The organism is Boseongicola sp. (assembly GCA_014075275.1).
Classification (GTDB): Bacteria; Pseudomonadota; Alphaproteobacteria; order Rhodobacterales; family Rhodobacteraceae.
Window position 1 is genome coordinate 181,381 of the sequence record CP046179.1, and the last position, 19,329, is coordinate 200,709.

General features: G+C 55.4%; 25 protein-coding genes and 1 pseudogene. 9 read left to right on the forward strand and 17 right to left on the reverse strand.

The window, feature by feature from the left end:
* The first annotated feature begins 130 nt into the window (after positions 1-130).
* Together GKR98_00955 and GKR98_00960 are read left to right on the forward strand one after the other, a co-directional pair.
* Positions 131-677, forward strand: a pseudogene (locus GKR98_00955) (hypothetical protein).
* Between the two features lie 37 nt (positions 678-714).
* Positions 715-1,293 carry a hypothetical protein gene (locus GKR98_00960; GenBank protein ID QMU56900.1) on the forward strand — a complete coding sequence of 193 codons (579 nt, stop codon included), beginning with the start codon at positions 715-717 and terminating at the stop codon, positions 1,291-1,293.
* Positions 1,294-1,602: 309 nt separating this feature from the next.
* Here the strand turns inward: GKR98_00960 and GKR98_00965 are convergent, their stop codons facing one another.
* The gene (locus tag GKR98_00965) at positions 1,603-1,809 is read right to left on the reverse strand and encodes a cold-shock protein (protein QMU56901.1); all 207 of its coding nucleotides are present in this window, start codon (positions 1,807-1,809) and stop codon (positions 1,603-1,605) included.
* Between the two features lie 281 nt (positions 1,810-2,090).
* Here GKR98_00965 and GKR98_00970 point away from each other — a divergent pair, with 281 nt between their 5' ends.
* The gene (locus tag GKR98_00970; protein QMU56902.1) at positions 2,091-2,543 is read left to right on the forward strand and encodes a DUF2938 family protein; all 453 of its coding nucleotides are present in this window, start codon (positions 2,091-2,093) and stop codon (positions 2,541-2,543) included.
* Here the strand turns inward: GKR98_00970 and GKR98_00975 are convergent.
* Positions 2,535-3,014, reverse strand: a complete 480-nt coding sequence (locus tag GKR98_00975; GenBank protein QMU56903.1) for a hypothetical protein — start codon at positions 3,012-3,014, stop codon at positions 2,535-2,537. The two genes, GKR98_00970 and GKR98_00975, sit on opposite strands and share 9 nt — an antisense overlap.
* Positions 3,015-3,074: 60 nt before the next feature.
* On the opposite strand from GKR98_00975, the gene GKR98_00980 reads away from it, so the two are divergent.
* Positions 3,075-3,620: a hypothetical protein gene (locus GKR98_00980; GenBank protein ID QMU56904.1), complete on the forward strand. Its 546-nt coding sequence runs from the start codon at positions 3,075-3,077 to the stop codon at positions 3,618-3,620.
* A gap of 27 nt (positions 3,621-3,647) precedes the next feature.
* Here the strand turns inward: GKR98_00980 and GKR98_00985 are convergent, their stop codons facing one another.
* The 8 genes from GKR98_00985 to GKR98_01020 form a co-directional block, all read right to left on the reverse strand.
* Positions 3,648-3,854: a cold-shock protein gene (locus tag GKR98_00985; protein QMU56905.1), complete on the reverse strand. Its 207-nt coding sequence runs from the start codon at positions 3,852-3,854 to the stop codon at positions 3,648-3,650.
* 578 nt (positions 3,855-4,432) lie between these two features.
* Positions 4,433-5,784 (reverse strand): IS3 family transposase gene (locus tag GKR98_00990; protein QMU56906.1). Its coding sequence is split into 2 segments (ribosomal slippage): positions 4,433-5,446 and positions 5,449-5,784, totalling 1,350 coding nucleotides; the frame shifts between segments, so codons are not numbered across the junction.
* Between the two features lie 44 nt (positions 5,785-5,828).
* Positions 5,829-6,248, reverse strand: a complete 420-nt coding sequence (locus GKR98_00995) for a hypothetical protein (protein QMU56907.1) — start codon at positions 6,246-6,248, stop codon at positions 5,829-5,831.
* Positions 6,235-7,008, reverse strand: coding sequence for a hypothetical protein (locus tag GKR98_01000; GenBank protein ID QMU56908.1), 774 nt, complete (start codon positions 7,006-7,008; stop codon positions 6,235-6,237). The genes GKR98_00995 and GKR98_01000 overlap by 14 nt, the downstream gene beginning before the upstream one ends.
* The gene (ettA, locus tag GKR98_01005) at positions 7,008-8,657 is read right to left on the reverse strand and encodes an energy-dependent translational throttle protein EttA (GenBank protein QMU56909.1); all 1,650 of its coding nucleotides are present in this window, start codon (positions 8,655-8,657) and stop codon (positions 7,008-7,010) included. The genes GKR98_01000 and ettA overlap by 1 nt, the downstream gene beginning before the upstream one ends.
* Before the next feature lie 219 nt (positions 8,658-8,876).
* Positions 8,877-9,578 (reverse strand): GNAT family N-acetyltransferase, encoded by a 702-nt coding sequence (locus GKR98_01010; protein QMU56910.1) that lies wholly within the window; start codon positions 9,576-9,578, stop codon positions 8,877-8,879.
* Complete coding sequence (locus GKR98_01015) at positions 9,538-10,140, reverse strand: HAD-IA family hydrolase (protein ID QMU56911.1); 603 nt, start codon at positions 10,138-10,140, stop codon at positions 9,538-9,540. Before GKR98_01015 ends, GKR98_01010 begins: the two co-directional genes overlap by 41 nt.
* Before the next feature lie 149 nt (positions 10,141-10,289).
* Positions 10,290-11,147: a LysR family transcriptional regulator gene (locus GKR98_01020; protein QMU56912.1), complete on the reverse strand. Its 858-nt coding sequence runs from the start codon at positions 11,145-11,147 to the stop codon at positions 10,290-10,292.
* Positions 11,148-11,232: 85 nt separating this feature from the next.
* Here GKR98_01020 and GKR98_01025 point away from each other — a divergent pair, with 85 nt between their 5' ends.
* Positions 11,233-12,255: a permease gene (locus GKR98_01025; protein QMU56913.1), complete on the forward strand. Its 1,023-nt coding sequence runs from the start codon at positions 11,233-11,235 to the stop codon at positions 12,253-12,255.
* Positions 12,256-12,514: 259 nt separating this feature from the next.
* Here GKR98_01025 and GKR98_01030 read toward each other — a convergent pair whose 3' ends face one another.
* Both GKR98_01030 and GKR98_01035 read right to left on the reverse strand, forming a co-directional pair.
* Entirely contained in the window at positions 12,515-12,700 is a 186-nt protein-coding gene (locus GKR98_01030) for a hypothetical protein (protein ID QMU56914.1), read from the reverse strand.
* Positions 12,679-13,062, reverse strand: coding sequence for a DUF1304 family protein (locus GKR98_01035; GenBank protein QMU56915.1), 384 nt, complete (start codon positions 13,060-13,062; stop codon positions 12,679-12,681). The genes GKR98_01030 and GKR98_01035 overlap by 22 nt, the downstream gene beginning before the upstream one ends.
* Positions 13,063-13,199: 137 nt before the next feature.
* Here GKR98_01035 and mgrA point away from each other — a divergent pair, with 137 nt between their 5' ends.
* Together mgrA and GKR98_01045 are read left to right on the forward strand one after the other, a co-directional pair.
* Positions 13,200-14,255: an L-glyceraldehyde 3-phosphate reductase gene (gene mgrA / locus GKR98_01040; protein QMU56916.1), complete on the forward strand. Its 1,056-nt coding sequence runs from the start codon at positions 13,200-13,202 to the stop codon at positions 14,253-14,255.
* On the forward strand, positions 14,255-14,854 hold the full coding sequence (locus tag GKR98_01045; protein QMU56917.1) for a peptidoglycan DD-metalloendopeptidase family protein: 600 nt from the start codon (positions 14,255-14,257) through the stop codon (positions 14,852-14,854). Before mgrA ends, GKR98_01045 begins: the two co-directional genes overlap by 1 nt.
* A gap of 5 nt (positions 14,855-14,859) precedes the next feature.
* Here GKR98_01045 and GKR98_01050 read toward each other — a convergent pair whose 3' ends face one another.
* The 5 genes from GKR98_01050 to GKR98_01070 form a co-directional block, all read right to left on the reverse strand.
* Entirely contained in the window at positions 14,860-15,468 is a 609-nt protein-coding gene (locus tag GKR98_01050; protein ID QMU56918.1) for a DUF2059 domain-containing protein, read from the reverse strand.
* Between the two features lie 143 nt (positions 15,469-15,611).
* Entirely contained in the window at positions 15,612-16,379 is a 768-nt protein-coding gene (locus tag GKR98_01055; GenBank protein QMU56919.1) for an FCD domain-containing protein, read from the reverse strand.
* A gap of 162 nt (positions 16,380-16,541) precedes the next feature.
* Complete coding sequence (locus GKR98_01060; GenBank protein ID QMU56920.1) at positions 16,542-17,366, reverse strand: NTP transferase domain-containing protein; 825 nt, start codon at positions 17,364-17,366, stop codon at positions 16,542-16,544.
* Between the two features lie 161 nt (positions 17,367-17,527).
* The gene (locus GKR98_01065; GenBank protein ID QMU56921.1) at positions 17,528-17,938 is read right to left on the reverse strand and encodes a hypothetical protein; all 411 of its coding nucleotides are present in this window, start codon (positions 17,936-17,938) and stop codon (positions 17,528-17,530) included.
* Between the two features lie 57 nt (positions 17,939-17,995).
* Positions 17,996-18,427 (reverse strand): MarR family transcriptional regulator, encoded by a 432-nt coding sequence (locus GKR98_01070; GenBank protein QMU56922.1) that lies wholly within the window; start codon positions 18,425-18,427, stop codon positions 17,996-17,998.
* Between the two features lie 71 nt (positions 18,428-18,498).
* Between GKR98_01070 and GKR98_01075 the strand changes: the two genes are divergently transcribed.
* Both GKR98_01075 and GKR98_01080 read left to right on the forward strand, forming a co-directional pair.
* A complete protein-coding gene (locus tag GKR98_01075; GenBank protein ID QMU56923.1) occupies positions 18,499-19,008 on the forward strand; it encodes a GNAT family N-acetyltransferase in 510 nt (169 codons plus the stop codon).
* A gap of 87 nt (positions 19,009-19,095) precedes the next feature.
* Positions 19,096-19,305, forward strand: coding sequence for a hypothetical protein (locus GKR98_01080; protein QMU56924.1), 210 nt, complete (start codon positions 19,096-19,098; stop codon positions 19,303-19,305).
* The last annotated feature ends 24 nt before the right edge of the window (positions 19,306-19,329 follow it).

Sequence of the window (19,329 nt, forward strand, 5' to 3'; positions counted from 1 at the left end):
TCCGGGATATTGAGAACAAAAAACGAATATGCTAGGGTGACCTCCCATGTCCAGTAAGACCGCTGCCCATCTTCTGAACCGCCACACACATCGCAATCGCGGTGGGTCTGCGCTTGAGTTTCTGGACGATTTGTCATTGGTGCGTTCGCGAGCGCATGAGCTTTGTGGTGGGGCGCGGCGAGTGTTGGCCTTTACGGTCGCGCAGGCGATGGAGGGGAACGTTTTATGGATCCGGCCAAGCTGGATGCCGGGGCGGCTTAATCCCGAAGGTTTTATGCGGTTTATGGACCCGTCGCGGTTGATCATGGTGTCGCCGAAACGACCCGAGGACCTGCTATGGACCGCTGAAGAGGCGTTGCGGGCGGGAATCATGCCGCTGGTGGTGGCGGATTTGCCGGGGCCGCCGGGTCTGACGGCGGTGCGGCGCTTGCATCTGGCGGCAGAGACCGGGGCCGAGATGGCTGGAAACGGCGCCGCTGGGGCTGTTGCTGACGCCCGGCGAGGGTGGTGCGCCGGGGGTTGAGAGCCGCTGGTCGTTGGTGCCGCAGCACCCTGATGCCAAGACCGAGCGTTGGAAGTTGGAGCGGCTGAGGGCGCGGACCGAACCAGTGAAAGAATGGCAGGTGTCGGGGACGCCCAAAGGCATGGCTTTGATGCCGTCTGACACTGCAACGTGATCGCCTGGCCGGGGCTGGACATGCTAGGCTTCCAAACATGTATCGTCGTCATTTCCTTACCGCACTGGCCGCGACCTTGGCTGTGCGACCGGCTTGGGCTGCGCCGCAACAGTATATTCTGGATGTCGAACAATCGGTTGTCGGGTTCAGTTATGTGCTGAACGGCAGCAAGGTGAATGGCCGTATGCCGGTTAAAAGTGCAGATATCGCGCTGGATATCGACCGGTTGGAAAACAGCAATGTTACCGCTGTTCTGGATGTGCGCCGCGCCAAGGCGGGGCCGTTTTATGCCACCGAGGCAATGAAGGATGCCAGCGTTCTGGACACCAGAATGTTCCCTGAAATCCGCTTTCAATCTGACGAGATCGAGCGCGTGAAGGGCGGTGCCAGGATTGGCGGAGACATCACCATTCGCGATGTCACGCGGCCAATTTTGCTGGAGGCGCGACTGTTTCGTCAGGTTGGTACAGAGGCCGGAGATCGCAGTCGGTTGTCGATCTTGATGACCGGAGACATTGATCGGCGCGACTTTGGCGCCACGGGTTTTCCCAGGTTGGTGGGGCCGGAGATAGGCTTGAAGATATTGACCAGAGTTACGCTGGAAAGCGCGCGCTAGGTCGCGGCTGATCAAGTTGGAATACTGTCAAAATCTGAGTAATGGCATAGAAATAAATATTATAAAACAGGTGTTTATGATTTGAAGCTCATCTATTTTTGCAGGCATTCATATCATCGCCCAATCGTCGAATATTGGGGCTTGGGTATCTTTTGGTGGCTGTGGTTGCGGTGCTTGATCTGGCATGACGTATCCTTTCGATGTCATCCAGACTTGGGGGCAAACATGGCGAAAGCCAGCCATCTTTCAAACGGCTGGCTTGAATGTGATGCGCAGTGAGCTCGCTGAAATTTCGAGCCCAGAGCGGGATTACAGCAGTGTGATATCTGCCGCGTTCTCGCGACCGTCACGGCCAGCCTCTAATTCGTAGCTGACTTTCTGATTGTCTGCGAGGCCGGTGAGGCCAGAGCGCTCGACGGCGCTGATGTGGACGAATACGTCTTTACCGCCTTCATCAGGTGCAATGAAGCCGAAGCCTTTAGTTGTATTAAACCATTTCACGGTGCCGTTTGGCATAACGTGTGTCTCCTTGAAGTAACCCGCCCACATTCTGCGACGGCTTGGCATCGGCCCGTTTCGAGACTGACAGCCGGAAACCGGTGGCAATTGATCATTCCGAGTTTTTGCGGGACCCAAAATGCAGATATGGGCGTTAGAATCAAGGAAATTCACCGTTCGCTGGAATGTGACCTGTTGCAACACCGGTGATAAAGTCTTGGAATGCCGGGGCATTTGACCTCTTGCCGTTGGAATGTTTGAAAAGACGATCAGGGAATGAGCGAGGGGGCACGCAGTATATGAGCGGTGGATTGGCGATGGGGATCGGTGCGACGGTGCTGATGGACCTTTGGGCCGTGGTGTTAAGCCGGCTGGCCGGGGTGGCCCCGCCGAATTGGGCGATGGTCGGGCGTTGGGTCGATCACCTATCCAAAGGCGTTGTTTTTCATGATGATATCGCCGACGCGCAGCCCGTGGCGCAGGAGCTGAGATTGGGCTGGGTCTTTCACTATGTGGTGGGGGCGATCTATGGGGTTGTCTTGGTGTCGATTGTCGGTGTGCCGACGTTTATTGAAGCCTGGGTCTTTGCTTTGGTCACCATTGGGTTTGGCTGGTTTCTGTTGCATCCGGGATTGGGCTTAGGATGGGCCGCATCCAAGGTGCCGGAGCCGGGCAAGGCGCGTGCGATGGGCCTGGTTGCTCATACGGTGTTTGGTGTTGGATTGTGGGGAGTTTCGGTGATTTTATCCTGATTTATCAGCCGGTTGTCGGGTGCGCCAGAATTGGACAAGGGCGACGATCGCGATCAGGGACCACAGGACTTCGATGACGATGGCTCCGGCGTTTGGGCGATACCAGAGCGACAGGAGTATGAGGGCCGCACCTGCGAGATTGGCGAGGTTGTAAGCCGGGCGTTTTGGATCGACCCAGCCCCGTGAGACCGCAAGGTAAGCCCATGCGATTAAAAGAGAACCGAGGACTCCGATATAGTCGATGAGGGTGATATCCGCCAACATGGGCGCGACGGTAATGGCGTCGTGGCGACTTGCCAAGAGGGGCCGGATTTCGACGCGAAATCCGGGGAGCGTGCGTGCCGCCCGCTGGCCTTCGGCGAGGATATTTTTGGGCCGATAATTGCCGGGGATTGGTTGAAATAGGCCGTCTGTTTCGCGTCGGTATCGTGTCGGTATGACGTCGGTGGCTGCGCACGCATGGTTTTTCATTGATTAAGGTCTGGGCGTCAGGCTGGGGCGGCTTCACATCTGATCAAAGGAGATTGATGGATGACTTTGCCCTGGATGCCCACGAAGGGTCCGAAATCAAAACGACTGGCCGAGGCGCGTTTGCGGCAGTTGGTTTATCAGGCGTCATTGGAAGATGATGACGGATTTCTGGCGGCTGCCCGGCGGGAGGTGCCCGAGGCCTGGCTGACACTGGAGATGGATTTGGATGTGGCCGAGCCGAAAGAGAAGGTTTCGTTATATCTGGATAAGTCAGTCGCGCAGATGTTCCGGCGTATGGGGGCGGGGTATCACGCGCGCATCAACCGGATACTGGCGACCTGGGTTCAGATGAAGATGTCAGAGGCGCTTGTTACAGAGGTGGATCTGCTGAGCCAGATCGAAGCGGACATGGCCGAGGCCGGGCGCGAGGAGGTTGGATGCCATCTGGAAGAGGGGCGTCGGGCCTTGCATCAAAGCTGGGCTTATAATCAAGGCATGCTGGATGCATCCGAACCTGAGGCGCGGGCATTGCTGGCATCTGAAATATTGGGAGGAGAGGGGTCAGCTGGGCGCGAACGCCCAGCTGATGTATCTGATGCGGCCTGAGGCGATGCTTCGGGCCTGTTAGCCGTCTTAGGACAGCTGAATGTTGATCGCGCTTTCGCGTCCGTCGCGGCCAGCTTCGAGATCGAAGGTGACTTTCTGGTCGTCGGCCAGACCGGTGAGGCCCGAACGCTCGACTGCAGAGATGTGGACGAATACGTCTTTGCCGCCGGATTCCGGTGCAATAAAGCCGTAGCCTTTAGTTGTGTTAAACCATTTCACGGTGCCATTAGCCATCGTGACGTCTCCTAATTTATGCCACCCACGGGATGCGGTGGCCCGGCTTAGTTGGTCTGTATCGATAGACTGGCGGCCGATTAGGGAAGTCAGTGGTCGAGATAGATAACGTAGCTGAGGCGGCATATGGGATGGTTCAGCGCGAAAAGCAAGGGTTTTGTTGGGTTTGTGCGGCCAGCATATGGTCGGTGTTGTGATGTCGGACACCGGGGGGCTGGATGAGGGAGGCGTGAGATTTCAAGGATGTGATGGGGCGCGACTTCGCCCCATCGGTGGTTGTGCTGGCGGATGGGGTCGGCAATGTGTTCGAGGACGTCTGCGCCGACGTCTCTGTCAGAATCAGTGCCACGGAGCGCAACGATGAAGGTTGCGGCGCACTCGAAATCGGGGGTGGTTGTCGACCCTGCGCCAAAGGGTGTTGCTGCAAAGACGTCAATTGCGGCGGCTTCGGAATTCGGTTTAGCCGCGCCATTCCATTGCCAATTCAGGAAGCAACCCGTCAGTTGTCCGTCGTCAGGGTTTTGGGAACCAAGAGTTGCTTAAACAAGTAAAGAGTTTGGCTCGTCTGGTTGATGTTATTATGCGGCGCGCTGTCTGTGATGCAAGCGCCGCGCTTCGAGCGTCTTTCGTTTGATCCTTTCCCGTTGTCTTAGAATGGCTTTGTCACGCCCGAAGTAGACGTCGGCGGGTGTGACGTTGTTCAGGCTCTCGTGGTAGCGCTTGTGATTGTAGTGATCGACGAAGGCTTCGATCTGGGTTTCGAGGTCTCCCGGAAGGAAGTAGTTCTCCAATAGGATGCGGTTCTTCAGGGTTTGATGCCACCTCTCGATCTTGCCCTGTGTCTGGGGATGATATGGTGCGCCCCGAGAATGCTTCATGCCTTTGTCCTGCAGCCATTCAGCCAGATCGCCAGAGACGTAACTGGACCCGTTGTCGCTGAGGAGGCGGGGTTTGTGGATGACGTGAACCTGATCGCACCCTGATGCTTGTAGCGCCAAATCCAGGGTGTCCGTCACGTCCTCTGCCCGCATGTTCGTGCAGAGTTTCCACGAGATGATGTAGCGGCTGTAGTCGTCCAGGATTGTGCTGAGATAGAACCAGCCCCAGCCAAGCACTTTGAGATAGGTGAAGTCGGTTTGCCAAAGCTGGTTGATCGCAGTGGTCTTGTCTTTGAACTCGTTTGCCGCCTTGAGCACGATAAAGGCCGGGCTGGTGATCAGATCGTGGGCCTTCAGGGCCCGATAGACTGAAGATTCCGAGACGAAGTAGCGCTCCCGATCCGTGAACGTCACTGCCAGTTCGCGCGGCGACAGCTCCGTCTCCTGCAGCGCCAGCTTGACGACCTTGCGCCGGACTTCGTCGGGGATGCGGTTCCAGACATGTCTGGGCTTAGGCGCTTGATCCACAAGGCCAGCGTCGCCGCGCTGCCGATACCGATCATACCAACGGTAAAATGTGGTGCGGGGGATGCCCAGCTTTGCCAATGTTCGACGAGCAGACAAATGCGACCCCTCAACAAGCCGGATGATCTCCAACTTCTCAGATGCAGCATACCTCATTCTTGGTCGCCCCCACCGCCGGTCATGCTTTTTTTGAGAAGACGCAGTTCCAGTGTTTGCTCGGCAACGACCTCCTTCAGGTCTCGGGCTTCGCGGCGCAGGTCCTTGACTTCGTCGGTCGTAGCCGCACGCGCCGTATCTCCAGCAAGCCGCCGTTTGCCAGCTTCCATGAAGTCCTTGGACCATTTGTAGTAGATACCTTGAGATATTCCCTCACGACGGCACAACTCAGCAATGCTGTCTTCGCCACGCAAGCCATCCAGCACGATCCGGATCTTCTCTTCTGACGAATACTGTTTGCGCGTCGCGCGCTTGATCTCTTTGACGATCTGCTCGCCGGGGCTCCTGCGAGTTCCAGTTGTCTGTCTCATGTCCCACTCCTCAGTGGTTACGATGAGCCAACAAAACTCTCTTATCAAATTAACCTAATTGGACCCATAGGCGCTGACTTCAGACAATATTGGGATACGAGAACTTCCAATGCTCTTCTCCGCTGAGCGTTGCTTGAGGCATTTTCGACCTCCAGCATAACTTGCACGATTGGAGTTTTCTGCGCTTCAACCCAATCAATTTGGCAATCATTGAAAATCGTTGTTTGGTCAATCTTGGTGCCATCGTTCCTTATGCATCCGCGCAGGTCGGCACCTGTGAAATCGAACCCCCGAAGATCCTCATCGCGCAAATCAAGACCTCGAAGGTCACAGAACCGAAAGTCACATCGTGGGTCTAAAGAGCCAAGCGTCGCCAAACTCGAGAATGACCATTCTTCAGACTCCAAAACGTCCTGAATGCGTTTGATGTCGACCGCAGGTAATAATTCTTCAAGTATCGGCATTGCCGCTCTCCTGTAGCGTGCTTTGCGAAACGGTTATTACGCCATACTTTTCAGCCAATTCTTTTTGTCCAAGGCTATCAGCTACGGACTTCCCAAGAATTGCCTTAACAATCTTTTCTTTGTGGACCAGTTTTCGGAAATCCCTTTGCAGAGGCATTCCATCTGGACGAATGTTCAGGTCTTTTTTGCGAACTACGATCTTGGCACTGACTTCAACCATGTTTGTGTCTGGGTTTAGGGTTACCACACAAAGCCTCTCGTTGGCGATATACGTATCATCCAAGGAATGATCAGCGTCGGCGTCTGGCTCTTCAACCGACCATTTCTGTCCGGCCTTGGCCTTAACCCTGTGGCGCTTTCCCTCTGTAATCGACTTCTTGGACCGTTTTGTGGACCTCTTCTTTCCAGCGCCAACGGAAGCAATCAAGTCGGCGGATTGGGGGGTCGCGGCCAGATTCGCGTCGGCACCAACGGATGCTTCGTCTTCATCAGATATCTCGACCAATTCCGTCGATGTTCGCCCGCTCCCATCATTCAGTCTAGTGCCGGGTTTGATCTTTGACCCCCAAAGTTCGAGTTGCAATGATGCTCTCGAAACGCCAATTTCGACAGAGAGCGATTCCACTTCAAGGTCATACAACGAGAAGCGCAACTCCGCGTTTATTTCATGTTCATCCGATGCGTCATCGTATGACGATTGGTTGAGTTCAAGCTCAGCGAGGTCCGCGAAAGGATTTTGGTGCTTTGGCTCAAGCGTCATCAGCGTGTAAATTTCTTATGCTTCATCCGTTTTGGTTCGACGTCCCCTAACCGCCGCTTCTTATCTTCTTCGTAATCCTCGAAGTTGCCTTCGAACCACTCGACATGGGCCTCGCCTTCGAAGGCCAGGATGTGCGTGCAGATGCGGTCGAGGAAGAAGCGGTCGTGGGAGATGACGACGGCGCAGCCTGCGAAATCGACCAGGGCGTCTTCGAGGGCGCGCAGGGTCTCGACGTCAAGGTCGTTGGTAGGTTCATCGAGGAGGAGGACGTTGCCGCCGGATTTCAGGAGTTTGGCCATGTGGACGCGGTTGCGTTTGCCGCCCGAGAGGCTGCCGACCTTTTTCTGCTGGTCGCCGTCTTTGAAGTTGAAGGCCGAGCAGTAGGCGCGGGAGTTCATTTGGGCGTCGCCCAGTTGGATCACCTCGCCACCGGATGAGATTTCTTCCCAGACGGTGACGGCCGGGTCCAGCGCGTCGCGGGATTGGTCGACGTAAGACAGTTGGACGGTGTCGCCGTAGCTGACTTCGCCGCCGTCGGGTTGTTCCTGGCCCGTCAACATGCGGAAGAGCGTGGTTTTACCCGCGCCGTTGGGACCGATGACGCCGACGATGCCGCCGGGCGGCAGCGAGAAGTCGAGGTTCTCGATCAGTAGTTTGTCACCCATGGCTTTCTTCAGGTCGGTGACTTCGATCACCTTCGAGCCAAGACGTTGACCGTTGGGGATGATGATCTGGGCGCGCGACAGTTTCTCACGCTCGGACTGACCGGCGAGTTCGTTATAGGCGTTGATCCGGGCCTTTTGTTTGGCTTGCCGGGCCTTGGCACCCTGCTGCATCCATTCCAATTCGCGTTCGAGGGTTTTCTGCTTGGATTTATCCTCGCGGGCTTCCTGGGCGAGGCGTTTGGCCTTTTGACCGAGCCAGCTTGAGTAGTTGCCTTCGTAGGGAATACCGCGGCCACGGTCGAGTTCCAGGATCCAACCGGTGATGTCATCCAGGAAATAGCGGTCGTGTGTGACGATCAGGATTGTGCCTTTGTAATCAATGAGGTGCTGTTGCAGCCAGGCGATGGTTTCAGCGTCGAGGTGGTTGGTCGGTTCATCGAGAAGCAGCATTTCGGGGGCTTCGAGGAGCAGTTTGCAAAGGGCGACACGTCGGGCTTCACCGCCGGAAAGAGTTGTGACATCGGCGTCGTCGGGCGGACAGCGCAGGGCCTCCATCGCGACGTCGATCTGGGCGTCGAGATCCCAGAGGTTGCTCGAGTCGATCTCGTCCTGAAGGGTGGCCATTTCATCGGCGGTCTCATCCGAGTAGTTCATCGCCAGCTCGTTATACTTATCAAGCTTGGCCTTCTTTTCGGCGACGCCCAGCATGACATTGTCACGCACGCTTAGGGTTTCGTCGAGCTTGGGTTCCTGGGGCAGATAGCCGACGCGGGCACCTTCGGCGGCCCATGCCTCGCCCGCGAAATCCTTGTCGAGACCGGCCATGATTTTCAGCAGGGTCGATTTACCGGCACCGTTGACGCCGACGACACCAATTTTGACGCCGGGCAGGAAGCTGAGGCGGATGTTCTCGAAGAGTTTCTTGCCACCGGGATATGTCTTGGAGACGCCGTCCATGTGGTAGACGTATTGGTAAGCGGTCATGTCGAACTCTCCCCGGAATATCTGAGCAGGTTCGACTTAGCCGTGCCGCAGGGCGAATGCAATTGGTGGTGTGATGGTTAAGATTTGTCTGGGCAAAGGTCGTGAAGTTGGCGGTTAAACTGGGTGCTCAGACCGGAGGCAGATCAGGCAGGTAAACTGCTGCGACAATTAAGAAGAAAGATTTGATCAATAACGGACGACTGAAAGCTAACCTTGAGTTTAGCGCGGTTGCTCTAGCTGCATCATGTTGTAGGGCAATTTCTTTAACGACTTGTCTTGCTGAACTGAAAACCCTGCTTTGGTAAATAAGCTGCATGAGGCTTTGTTTTTTGGCCAGATACCGGCAAGAAATCTTCTGACGCCACGGCGACTTTCTTTGGACTTCATGTCATTGAGTAGGGCCAAACCGATCCCGGATCGGCGATGACCGTGGTCAATTGAGATATCGGTGACAAAGACTGAGTGTGGCGAGAAAAATATCGAGTATCGGACATATATTAAATGTCCTACGACTTTGTCATTCCGTTCAGCGACCTGAAACAGCGACCTGAAACAACGTGCAGCTGTGCCACAAGAAATTTCTGAGGCGGAAATTGCTGTTCTTGAAGTTCTTGAGTGCATTGTCGATGAATGGTTCGCTTGTAAAATCGTCTTCTCGCGCACGGTGTTCAGCATAGGTCCGATGGTGATTACTGCGGATGGCATCGAAGTCGGATTTCCTCGCCAGCCGGATTTGCAAGGTGGCACGCGAGTTGAGCATTGATATCTCTGGGGCGAAATCTGCCATCTTGATACGATATTGATATCACGTGGCAAAAGTTTGGCGAAAGGGACACCGACGGTTGTGACGGTGAGGGTGCCGGGCGGGGGAATATGGAACTCAGAGCAACGCCAAGTTATTGACAGATTTCCGCAATTCATCTGCGCTTGTGAAATGCACCGCTTGCCAACCGGCGTTGCGCGCGCCGTCGACGTTTTTGGGACTGTCGTCGATGAACAGGCAGTCGGCAGGGGTCAGGTTATTTCGGTCCGTTAGGACGTTATAGATTTGTGAGTCTGGTTTAATCAGCTTTTCGTGGGCCGAGACGACGACGTCTTCGAAAATGTCGTTTAGCTCTGGGTGGACTTGTTTGGCCATGGGCCAGGTATCGCCGCCCCAGTTGGTCAGTCCGAAAATCCGGTGGTTGGCAGATTTCAGATCATCCAGAACCTGCCAGGTGCCGGTGACCTTTTGTTGAATGGTGGCCGGGAAGCGGTCAAAGAACTGATCAAGAACCGCCGCGTGGTGCGGCCATTGGTTTTGGATCACGGCGACCGCGTCGGCGCGGCTGCGGCCCCGATCTTGTTCCAAGTTCCAGTCGAAAAAGCCGACTTCAGCGAACATGGCATCAATGGCGGCGTCATCTGCAAAGTGGTCTCGGAAGGCAGCGTGTGGATCCCAGGCGATAAGGACGTTGCCGATGTCAAAGACGATATTGGTCAAGGAGTGTGCCTCCGGTTTTGGGGGCACCGTAGTGTTGGTTTGGCGAGCGGGCTAGGGGGATTGTTTGGGAGCGGTTCTTCAAGGGGTGTGTGATCAGTTGCTGTGGGCGTGTCATATTCATTGGCTGTATTTGATCCATAGGCTGCTTTCTAGGCGCGGGCCAGAAACGCCTTTCGGATGGCTGCCTTCATAGCAAGCTGTGGCCCGGATTCCTGTGGTTCACTCGATGCCATAACCAATTTGGAGGCAGGCGTGCCTTTGAATCCAAGCCTTTCGTTTTCAATCGACAGACCTGAATGCAGCGAGGAACGGGCCAGAAGCCCCACTGCGATCCCTGCTTCGACCGCTGCAATGACCCCTGAAACGCTTTGGCTGGAATAGACGATGTTGTATGGCTTTCCACGAGCTTTCAGAGACCTGATTGCAGCGTCTCGCCACCAGCAAGCGTGATCGAACAAAGCCACCGGTAGCTTTTCGGTGGCCGAGAAACTTCGATGTGCCGACGAAACCCAGCAGGTCGGGTCCTCAAACAGCACTTCTTCATGCTTGGATGGGCGTTCCACCTCATAAACCGCCAGGTCCAGAACTCGCTTTTGAAGTGCATCCGGAAATTCCGCGCTAAGAGCGCAGGTCACCTCCAATTCGACTTTTGGATACTGACGGGTGAAGGCCGCGATGATTTCGGCCAGCTTGGCACGGCCATGGTCATCCGGAATGCCAAAACGGAGTTTGCCCGTTACGGCGTCCTGGGAAATGTCCCTTAGTACTGCGTCGAGTCGAGCTGTCACTTCTTGAGCGACTGGCAACAGTTGACGGCCGGTGTCGCTCAGAATGACACCACGCCCGTGCCGCTCGAAAACAGATTGGCCAATGATGGTTTCGAGACGCTTTATTTGGAGACTGGTAGCTGATTGGGACCGGAAAATGCGCGCAGAACCGTCTGTGACGCTTCCTGCTTCAGCTACTGCGACGAAGGTGCGCAGCAAATCGCTATCCAGATCATTCATTTGTTTTATCAATATCTGATATTGAAACTATTCGTTTCACATATGCCTTTCCAGATACTATTTTTCAAGCTCAAAGGAGTGTCCGATGTCCGATCAGCAAGTAACACGACAAAAACTCCACTGGAGTTCAATGGTATGGGGTGCGAGCATTCTGCTGGTGGCAGTTGTCGGTCTTGCTTGGCCGGAACATGCTGTAAATGTTGCTGGATTTGTCCTTTGGGGTTTGATTGTTGTCGCCCCTATCGTCATTCCGGGCATCCTTCTTGCGGCGTGGATAATTGCCAGCGGTGCTGACACGCATATCGCGGGTGCATTTGAGGGCCGGACGCTGCGAACGGTGGTGGCCGCGTCGCTGATCGGGGCCGTCACGCCGGTCTGTGGTGTAACTGTGTTGCCCCTAATGGCCGGACTGCTTGCGGCGGGTGTGCCGCTTGCTCCGATCATGGCGTTCTGGTTGTCTTCTCCGATCACTGACCCGGCGATGCTCGCGACAACTGCCGCAACACTTGGGTTGAGCTTTGCAATCGGCAAAACGCTCGCAGCATTCGGGTTGGGTCTCTTTGGCGGCACAATCGCCAGTCTGTTCGCCAAGACGCCTTGGGCCTTGAACGCACTTCGCGACAACGGCCTGACTCGCCAGTTAAGTTCCGCACGATGTGGTGAAGGTCAGGTTTTCGACCCGTGGGTTTGGAAAACCGAAGCGCGCCGGCAGGCCTTTGGTAAACAATTCGGAGCAACAACGCGTTTGATCCTGATTTGTCTGATCCCTGCCTTCGCCGCTGAGTATGCTTTGAACGCTGCGCTGACACCAGGTGCGCTTGCAGCTTATGTCGGCGAGGATCAATGGTGGGCGATACCCGCTGCCGTCATTGTCGGCGCCCCGGCCTATATCGACGGATATGCCGCTCTGCCTTTAACGCGGGCATTGATTGAAAATGGTATGTCCAAAGGTGCGGCTATGGCCTTTTTAGTTTCGGGTGGAGTGGTCAGCATTTGGGGCGCGATGGCCATTGCCCCTGTACTCAAGCTGAAGCCGTTTCTGCTGTATCTATTGTTTGCTGTCGTGGGGTCACTTGCGGCGGGATACGCTTTTGAGTGGGTCGTCTAGATATGGGTGTGCGAACGACGGCAGAAATAGAATAACAGCTACCTTGTCCCGCGTTGCTGCAACCGAACCAGTCCACGGCAGAAGTCTGCGTTATTTCCGGTTCTTGCGGATATTGGAGGACAAACAAACGACGGCTTTGCAGAGATAGCACTGTCGGCATTTTCCGGCCTCGGTGCGGTTGCACAACTGCTCACCATTCGTCCTGGTTATCCAGTGCCGCTACGCATTCGGATTGGCATGGGAGAGGCTCAAATTCTTGTCAGGTCAGTGACTGGCCAAGCCAACCTTTCGGATATGACAACGGCAATGGTGCTTGCGCGATACCTTCTGTGATCCGGGGAAAGCCGATCTTGGCGTAGAAATTGATGACCCCATAGGCGGGACTTTTGGCTTGAATGGCGTTTGTTGAGGACGAGGTGGTATTTATATCCGCGTTGATCGCCATTCTGCGGCCATCAGCAGTGCCAGCGGGGCAACGCTTGGGACGGTTTGCACAAACAAAATCCTTGGCGATGCGGTGACGGCACCGACAATGCCGGCGACGGCTACAAAAAGCAGAAAACATACGGCAACTTTCAGTTGCCATTGTCTATCCCCGATGAGCAGCGACCAAATCAGACCGACAGCAAGAAAACCGTTATAGACACCCTGGTTCAGAGCCAGTGCGCCGGTCTGGCTGAACAATTCTTTTGGAAAGTCCGGGAAGACTGCTGGCCCGCGGGATTCCCATGCGAACATTTCGAAATAGGCTATGTAAAAATGGAGCGCAGCGATAACCGCTACCAAAATCAGTCCGTATGCACGCATATCAATTCCTTTGGTGGACAAGGTTATCGAAGTCTGAATTGGCGTTCAATCTTGTGCCAAGAATCTGGTTCTATTTCGTTTCTTTTAGATCGTCCCATCCCGTTGACATTTCCACACCCCGCGCGGAAGTTGCGGCCATGATCAGACCAGCCTCAACCCCCCGCTATACACCCGCTGACACACGCTATGACACGATGGAGTATCGCCGCTGTGGGCGGTCGGGGGTGAAGATGCCCGCGATCTCGCTGGGGCTTTGGCATAATTTCGGTGGCGACACGCCGCATGAGCTGAAGCGTGACTTGTGCAGGGCGGCGTTTGACAACGGGATCACGCATTTTGATCTGGCCAATAACTATGGACCGCCTCCGGGAAGTGCCGAAGAGGCTTTTGGCGAGATTCTGGCGACAGATTTTGCGGGCTATCGGGACGAGCTGATTATTTCGTCCAAGGCAGGCTACGACATGTGGCCGGGGCCTTATGGGGAATGGGGCAGCCGGAAGTATCTGATTTCGTCCTGTGATCAGTCGTTGAAGCGGATGGGGTTGGAGTATGTTGATATCTTCTATTCGCATCGGTTTGATCCAGAGACTCCGCTGGAAGAGACTATGGGCGCGTTGGATCACATCGTGCGGTCGGGGCGGGCGCTGTATGCGGGGATCAGTTCATACAACACCGAACGGACGCGGGAAGCCGTGGCGATTTTGAAGGACCTGGGCACCCCCTGCCTGATCCATCAGCCGTCTTACAATATGCTGAACCGATGGGTCGAGCGGGACGGGTTACTGGATGCGCTGGAGGATGTGGGCGTTGGGTCGATCGCGTTTACGCCTTTGGCGCAGGGGATGCTGACAGGGAAATATCTTGGGGGTGTACCGGAGGGAAGTCGGGCGACGCAAGGAAAGTCGTTGAACCCTGATTTGTTGGGCGATGAGGCGATTAAGCGGTTGAATGGTTTGAATGATATCGCGCGAGAGCGGGGGCAAACACTGGCGCAGATGGCGCTGGCCTGGGTTCTGCGCGAAGGGAGAGTCACCACGGCGTTGATCGGGGCGTCGAAGGTGCGTCAGATCGAGGATTGTGTGGGCGCGGTGGCGTCGTTGGAATTCAGCGCGTCCGAGTTGGCCGCGATTGATGAATTGGCGAAAGAGCCAGACGGATTGAATTTGTGGTCGCGGTCGTCTGAGGGCGTTTGATGCGATTGGTTGGCATCGGCCTTTTGGTGACGGTGCTGACGGGGTGCTCTGTGGAACGATACGGGGATGCGACAGCGTATCGCCCGGACTCGCCCGATATTATTGAAGTACAGGTGCCCGAGAATGCTCTGTTCATCTCGCAGCAGTATTTTCGAGGACCGAACGAGGACAATTTTCAGCACAACGGCATGGACGTCTGGGGCACCCCCAAGACGCCAATATTGGCCGCTGCCGACGGAGTGGTGGTCGAGTCGCGACACGAGCCCCTTTATGGGCACCGGGTGCGGATCAATCATGGCGCCGATGCCAATGGGCAGCACTTTGACACCCAGTATTTCCATTTGACGCGGCGTTCGGTGGAAGTTGGTCAGAAGGTCAAGCGCGGCGATGTTCTGGGGACGATGGGATCAACCGGGCTTTTGGGGTCGGCGGTGCACCTGCATTTCGAAGTGCTGGTCGGGCGCGAGGGCCGGCGGATGCGCCCGAGGGATCCGCACTATTTCTGGCTGGCCGGGAAGGGCATAGTGACCTGCTTTGAAGACGGTGCGCGATACCCGATAGGTCCGCCGCGCTTTACCTATCCGGTTAAGTGTCGGTGAAATCTCTATCTTAAGATATTCAGAAGTTTGTCAATCACCGAACGGTCTTCCAGTTCCAACAGATTTTCATCGCGAATTCGCTTTTTGAGCGAAGGAGCCACGCGCATGCCTGCACGAGCACCGACCTTTTCGCCCAATGTAAATGAGGTCTGCATGAGCGCGGGGGTTTTCTTAAGGAATGATTGGCCGGTTTCACTCTTGTAGAAAGTTGCGATGTCCGAAAGTTCCTTTGGTGTGAACGTATCCAGATAAAGCTGCGCACCTTCTTCTCGCATGCCCAGTGTGAATTCGTCGACGAATTCACCCATGAAGAGATCAAAGAACGCTTCGGGTTTTTTGAGGATCACCCCGTTATTGCGCAGATCATTTTGAATTGCGGATAAGATCAATGGGCGCTGCGCGATGAGCGCGCCTTCGAACATTTCCTTTGTAAGCGTCTGTTGGGCAATGTAATTTGCATCGGTTTGCGGTGACGCAATGGCATGTGTAGCTGAGTTGAACACCATGGCGGCGATAAATAAGGTTCTGGCAAGAATGGATGTCATGAAATTCGGTCCTAAATGAAGTTCGGCAAAGCTGAATGAATGCAATAAACTGCTAACAATGCCATTCATGCCACTGGAATTCGGCGGAATTAGGTCGAAGTTGCAAACAGCAAATCCACTGGCGTGGCCCGAAATCAATCAGCACGATTTCAGTTGACGGCAAGAAAGGCACGCAGCGGCTGGATTTGCCGTTGCAAGCTGCAGGGCAGGACCTATCGGGCCTTTTCCTGCTCCAGTCGCTTTTTGGCGATGTCTTCGTTTCGGTCGGCCTTGATCTGGTCAGACAGACAGCTGCGGACATAGTCCAGGTGGGCCTCGATGGTTTGTCGTGCAGCTTTGGCATCGCGGGCTTGAAGTGCGCTGTTGATGGCACCGTGTTGGTTCAGCAATTCGTCGCGGGTGGCGCGCTGGCGGAACATGATCTGGCGGTTGTAGAATACGCCTTCACGTAAAAGGTCATACATCGAGCGCATCATATGCAGCATGACGACGTTATGGCTGGCCTCAAGTATGGCGAGGTGAAACTCGGCGTCGATATTAGCTTCGTCCGAGGGATCTCGCTTTTTGTGGGCGGCCTGCATGCGTTCGAAAACCGAATTGATGACTTGCAAGTCAGTGTCTGAGCCGAGGCGTGCCGCGCGTTCGGCGGCGAGGCCTTCCATATCGCGGCGGAAGTCGAGGTAGTCGAAGACCGCTTCGTCGTGGGAGGCGAATAGCCGGGTCAAGGCGGGTGAGAAGGCAGACCCCAGGACATCGGCAACGTAGATGCCCGAATTGGCCTTGGTCGTCAGAAGGCCGCTGTTTTGCAGTTCGGACACCGCTTCGCGCAAAGATGGGCGCGAGACACCAAGCCGTTCTGAAAGTTCGCGTTCCGAGGGCAAACGCTCGCCCGGGCCGAGGATGCCACGCAGGATCAAAAGCTCGATCTGGCGTACGACAGAGTGAGACAGTTTTTCCGGGTTGATGCGTTCAAAAGGCATGGTGGGCGCGAACCTCCGTTCTAGAAGGAGTTTACGGCGCACGGTGGGGCGGGACAACTGGAAAGGTTTTTTGACCAATGCCGGATTTCCACACGAAATCCGGAAGCGCTGCCAAGCCAGCGCGTCTTCGACGAGTTCAGAGGCTAGGTCTGGCTTTTGGTATCAGGCGGCGGCGGAGGCGGCACTCTGCGGCTGGTGGCTGACAAGCGCGGCGCTGTAGGTCGGATCATTGGCGGCGCGGTGGAGAGTTGCGGCCAGAAGCCCTTCTTTGCTGCCGCAGTCAAAACGACGTCCAGCGAACTGGAACCCGGCCAGGCCATATTTTGCCTGATCGGCAATAGCGTCGGTCAGTTGGATTTCGCCGCTTGCATCTGGTTCCTGGGCCGCAATGGCATCAAAGATTGACGGGTCGAGGATGTAGCGACCGACAACCGCCTGATCGGATGGGGCGGTGTCAGATGCAGGTTTTTCGATCACTGAACTGGCGGGCAGGATCGGGCCGTTGGTGCTGGTGATATCCAGTATTCCATAGCGCGACACGTGTTCACCCGGCACGGTCATGCTGGCGACGAGGTGGTGGGCGCTGGTGCTTTCGTAGGCCGCGACCATTTCAGAAAGGCAGCCGGGGCCATCGACAATAAGGTCGTCGGGCAAAAGCACCGCGACCGGTCCGGGTAGAACATGAGGTTGCGCAACCAGGATCGCATGCCCAAGGCCGAGTGGTTTCAGTTGTTCGGTAAAGATCAAATCCGGAGCGGTCATAAGTGCCGCATGGTCCGGCGCACTGATGACATGGTGGTGGATTGCCGTTTTTTGGGGCGACGTCACAAAAATCAGACGTTCGATACCCGCATCTATGGCTTCTTCAATCGCGAAATCGATGAGGGGTTTGTCGAGAACTGGCAGAAGTTCTTTGGGAACGGCGCGGGTGGCAGGCAGCATTCTGGTGCCTTTGCCAGCAACGGGAAAGATGGCGGTGCGTATCATTGGGGTCAACGGTGGCCTCGCTGAATATGACTATGCCATATCGGTATCTGCGATGTGCAAACCATTCGTTAACAGAGGTTATGAAAGTCCTGAGAATTCGGGCGCGTTGGTTACGAAAGAGTAAACAGAGCGCCAGACGACGCTCCGTTTTGCCCTTGTTTTCAAGCGGCCGTGGATTTTGATGCGTCGCCAAACGCCGATTTCATGAACTCGTCTTTCATTAAATGGGCTTTCATCGCAGGCAGACCCAGGGCTTTCAGGGCGATGGTGCCGGCAAGGATCAGTGTGGCGGTGGCCAGCGCATCCAAGAACCACCCCGTCGGTGTGGCGAGCGGGCCGAGGTAAGGGGGCAGGGCCGACAAAGATTGATTTGTCCAAAGTCCAGTCAGGGCATGAAGTGCCAAGGCGATCCAGAACCCTGCACAATAGGGGCAGCGCCATTGTTCATAGAGCGTTTGAAGGGGGCGCGGCAGACTGGCGATAAACGTGTTGAACCAGGTTCCCCATTCGGGGAGTTTTTCCCAGATAAGGACATGGATTGCGGTGCCGATAAGGGCGAGTTCGAGGGTCATGATAGTATCCTTTATGTTTGTTTGGAAGACTTACTAGATTGGGTAAATGCGAAGCTGTCAGCCAATTTTGTGGAGAATGTCCGAGATTGTGCGTTCGTCAGATTTGGACAGGCCCGCAAAAACACGCGCGGCGGCGGTTTCATATAGACGATTGCCTTCAGACAGAAGGTTACGGCCCTGATCGGTCAGCAGAATATGCTGTGCGCGGGCGTCGAACTGGCAGGGGATGCGCGTAACCAATCCACGGTCTTCGAGTTTAACGACCATGGCGCTGGCCGATGCTTTGTGAACACCCATATCGGCCACGACGTCTGCCAGATGCTGGCCATGATCGTCCTTGTCGATCCGGGCGGCCTCTTGGTCCTTGATTGCGCGCAGGTATTCGTATTCGCTGTGGCTAAGGCCGATTTTTGCGCTGTCGCGTGCCCAAGTGCGATGAGCGTGGCGGTGCGCGAGTTCCACGAAGGTTGATATGTCCATGATGGTCATCCAGTTAGTCTGGCATCCTAACTATAATTTGTGCTAGGATATGTCAAGGGACGTTCAAAAAGAGGAAGGGTATGACGGAGATGGCCGGGTTTGAAACCGATCGAATGCGTGTCGTGCCATGTTCCGGTCTGGACCGGGCGACTGTGATAGGGGCGTTGGGCGAGATTTTGACCCCTGACGTTCTTTTGCATCTTCCAGACCCCTTGCAATTGGGTGAGGGGGATGGTGCCACGGCGGTCTGGTTGGATGCGCGGCTGGCAGAAAGCGATGTTTATTGCATACAGAAACGCGAGGGTGACGCGGTGATTGGCGTTTTGATCCTGGCATCGTTTGAAGAAGAAGCCGGGATGGTGACGCATATTGGCTATTTATTCGGCAAGACTGCCTGGGGGCATGGATACGCCAGCGAAATGATGCGCGGATTGGTGCTTTGGCGACGAGCTTTGAACACCGGCGAACAGCTTCTTGGGGGCGTTGAGGCAGGCAACCCGGCGTCTGCCCGCGTGTTGGAGAAGGCGGGATTTACACCTGTTGCCGAGATGTCGGATGCCGAGACAACCATGTTTGGTTTGGCTCTTTGAACTTTTTATAGGTCTGTCATCCATTGGGATGACAACTTGTTTCGGGATGCACGGCTAAGTTTGGGTCATGAGATCAAGGAGATCACCATGGACCTGAACCAGATAACCCTGTCGCAGAAACTGAACGACAATCAGATCAAGTTTGATCAAGCTGAAATGGAACGTGCAATTTTGCGCGCTGAGCAGCGGCGGGTGCGTATTGCGGCCAGACTGGTTTGGCTGCGCGATACTTTGCAGGAAATTCCGGCCCAGATCGCTGAATTGCGCCAAGTGGTCAGACGCCGCCGGGAAGGTTAAAGTGGACGGGCAACCTGTCCTGGG

What these genes read in the sequence shown, in the direction of transcription:
- GKR98_00995 (QMU56907.1), bottom strand. Translation starts at nt 6,248, where the DNA reads ATGCCGATACTTGAAGAATTATTACCTGCGGTCGACATCAAACGCATT.
- GKR98_00960 (QMU56900.1), top strand. Translation starts at nt 715, where the DNA reads ATGTATCGTCGTCATTTCCTTACCGCACTGGCCGCGACCTTGGCTGTG.
- GKR98_00980 (QMU56904.1), top strand. Translation starts at nt 3,075, where the DNA reads ATGACTTTGCCCTGGATGCCCACGAAGGGTCCGAAATCAAAACGACTG.
- GKR98_01050 (QMU56918.1), bottom strand. Translation starts at nt 15,468, where the DNA reads ATGAATGGCATTGTTAGCAGTTTATTGCATTCATTCAGCTTTGCCGAA.
- GKR98_01020 (QMU56912.1), bottom strand. Translation starts at nt 11,147, where the DNA reads ATGAATGATCTGGATAGCGATTTGCTGCGCACCTTCGTCGCAGTAGCT.
- GKR98_01075 (QMU56923.1), top strand. Translation starts at nt 18,499, where the DNA reads ATGACGGAGATGGCCGGGTTTGAAACCGATCGAATGCGTGTCGTGCCA.
- GKR98_00975 (QMU56903.1), bottom strand. Translation starts at nt 3,014, where the DNA reads ATGAAAAACCATGCGTGCGCAGCCACCGACGTCATACCGACACGATAC.
- GKR98_01065 (QMU56921.1), bottom strand. Translation starts at nt 17,938, where the DNA reads ATGACCCTCGAACTCGCCCTTATCGGCACCGCAATCCATGTCCTTATC.
- GKR98_01070 (QMU56922.1), bottom strand. Translation starts at nt 18,427, where the DNA reads ATGACCATCATGGACATATCAACCTTCGTGGAACTCGCGCACCGCCAC.
- GKR98_01080 (QMU56924.1), top strand. Translation starts at nt 19,096, where the DNA reads ATGGACCTGAACCAGATAACCCTGTCGCAGAAACTGAACGACAATCAG.
- GKR98_01060 (QMU56920.1), bottom strand. Translation starts at nt 17,366, where the DNA reads ATGATACGCACCGCCATCTTTCCCGTTGCTGGCAAAGGCACCAGAATG.
- GKR98_01035 (QMU56915.1), bottom strand. Translation starts at nt 13,062, where the DNA reads ATGCGTGCATACGGACTGATTTTGGTAGCGGTTATCGCTGCGCTCCAT.
- GKR98_01000 (QMU56908.1), bottom strand. Translation starts at nt 7,008, where the DNA reads ATGACGCTTGAGCCAAAGCACCAAAATCCTTTCGCGGACCTCGCTGAG.
- GKR98_01010 (QMU56910.1), bottom strand. Translation starts at nt 9,578, where the DNA reads ATGAATTGCGGAAATCTGTCAATAACTTGGCGTTGCTCTGAGTTCCAT.
- GKR98_01045 (QMU56917.1), top strand. Translation starts at nt 14,255, where the DNA reads ATGCGATTGGTTGGCATCGGCCTTTTGGTGACGGTGCTGACGGGGTGC.
- GKR98_01030 (QMU56914.1), bottom strand. Translation starts at nt 12,700, where the DNA reads ATGGCGATCAACGCGGATATAAATACCACCTCGTCCTCAACAAACGCC.
- GKR98_01055 (QMU56919.1), bottom strand. Translation starts at nt 16,379, where the DNA reads ATGCCTTTTGAACGCATCAACCCGGAAAAACTGTCTCACTCTGTCGTA.
- mgrA (QMU56916.1), top strand. Translation starts at nt 13,200, where the DNA reads ATGATCAGACCAGCCTCAACCCCCCGCTATACACCCGCTGACACACGC.
- GKR98_00970 (QMU56902.1), top strand. Translation starts at nt 2,091, where the DNA reads ATGAGCGGTGGATTGGCGATGGGGATCGGTGCGACGGTGCTGATGGAC.
- GKR98_00985 (QMU56905.1), bottom strand. Translation starts at nt 3,854, where the DNA reads ATGGCTAATGGCACCGTGAAATGGTTTAACACAACTAAAGGCTACGGC.
- GKR98_00965 (QMU56901.1), bottom strand. Translation starts at nt 1,809, where the DNA reads ATGCCAAACGGCACCGTGAAATGGTTTAATACAACTAAAGGCTTCGGC.
- GKR98_01025 (QMU56913.1), top strand. Translation starts at nt 11,233, where the DNA reads ATGTCCGATCAGCAAGTAACACGACAAAAACTCCACTGGAGTTCAATG.
- ettA (QMU56909.1), bottom strand. Translation starts at nt 8,657, where the DNA reads ATGACCGCTTACCAATACGTCTACCACATGGACGGCGTCTCCAAGACA.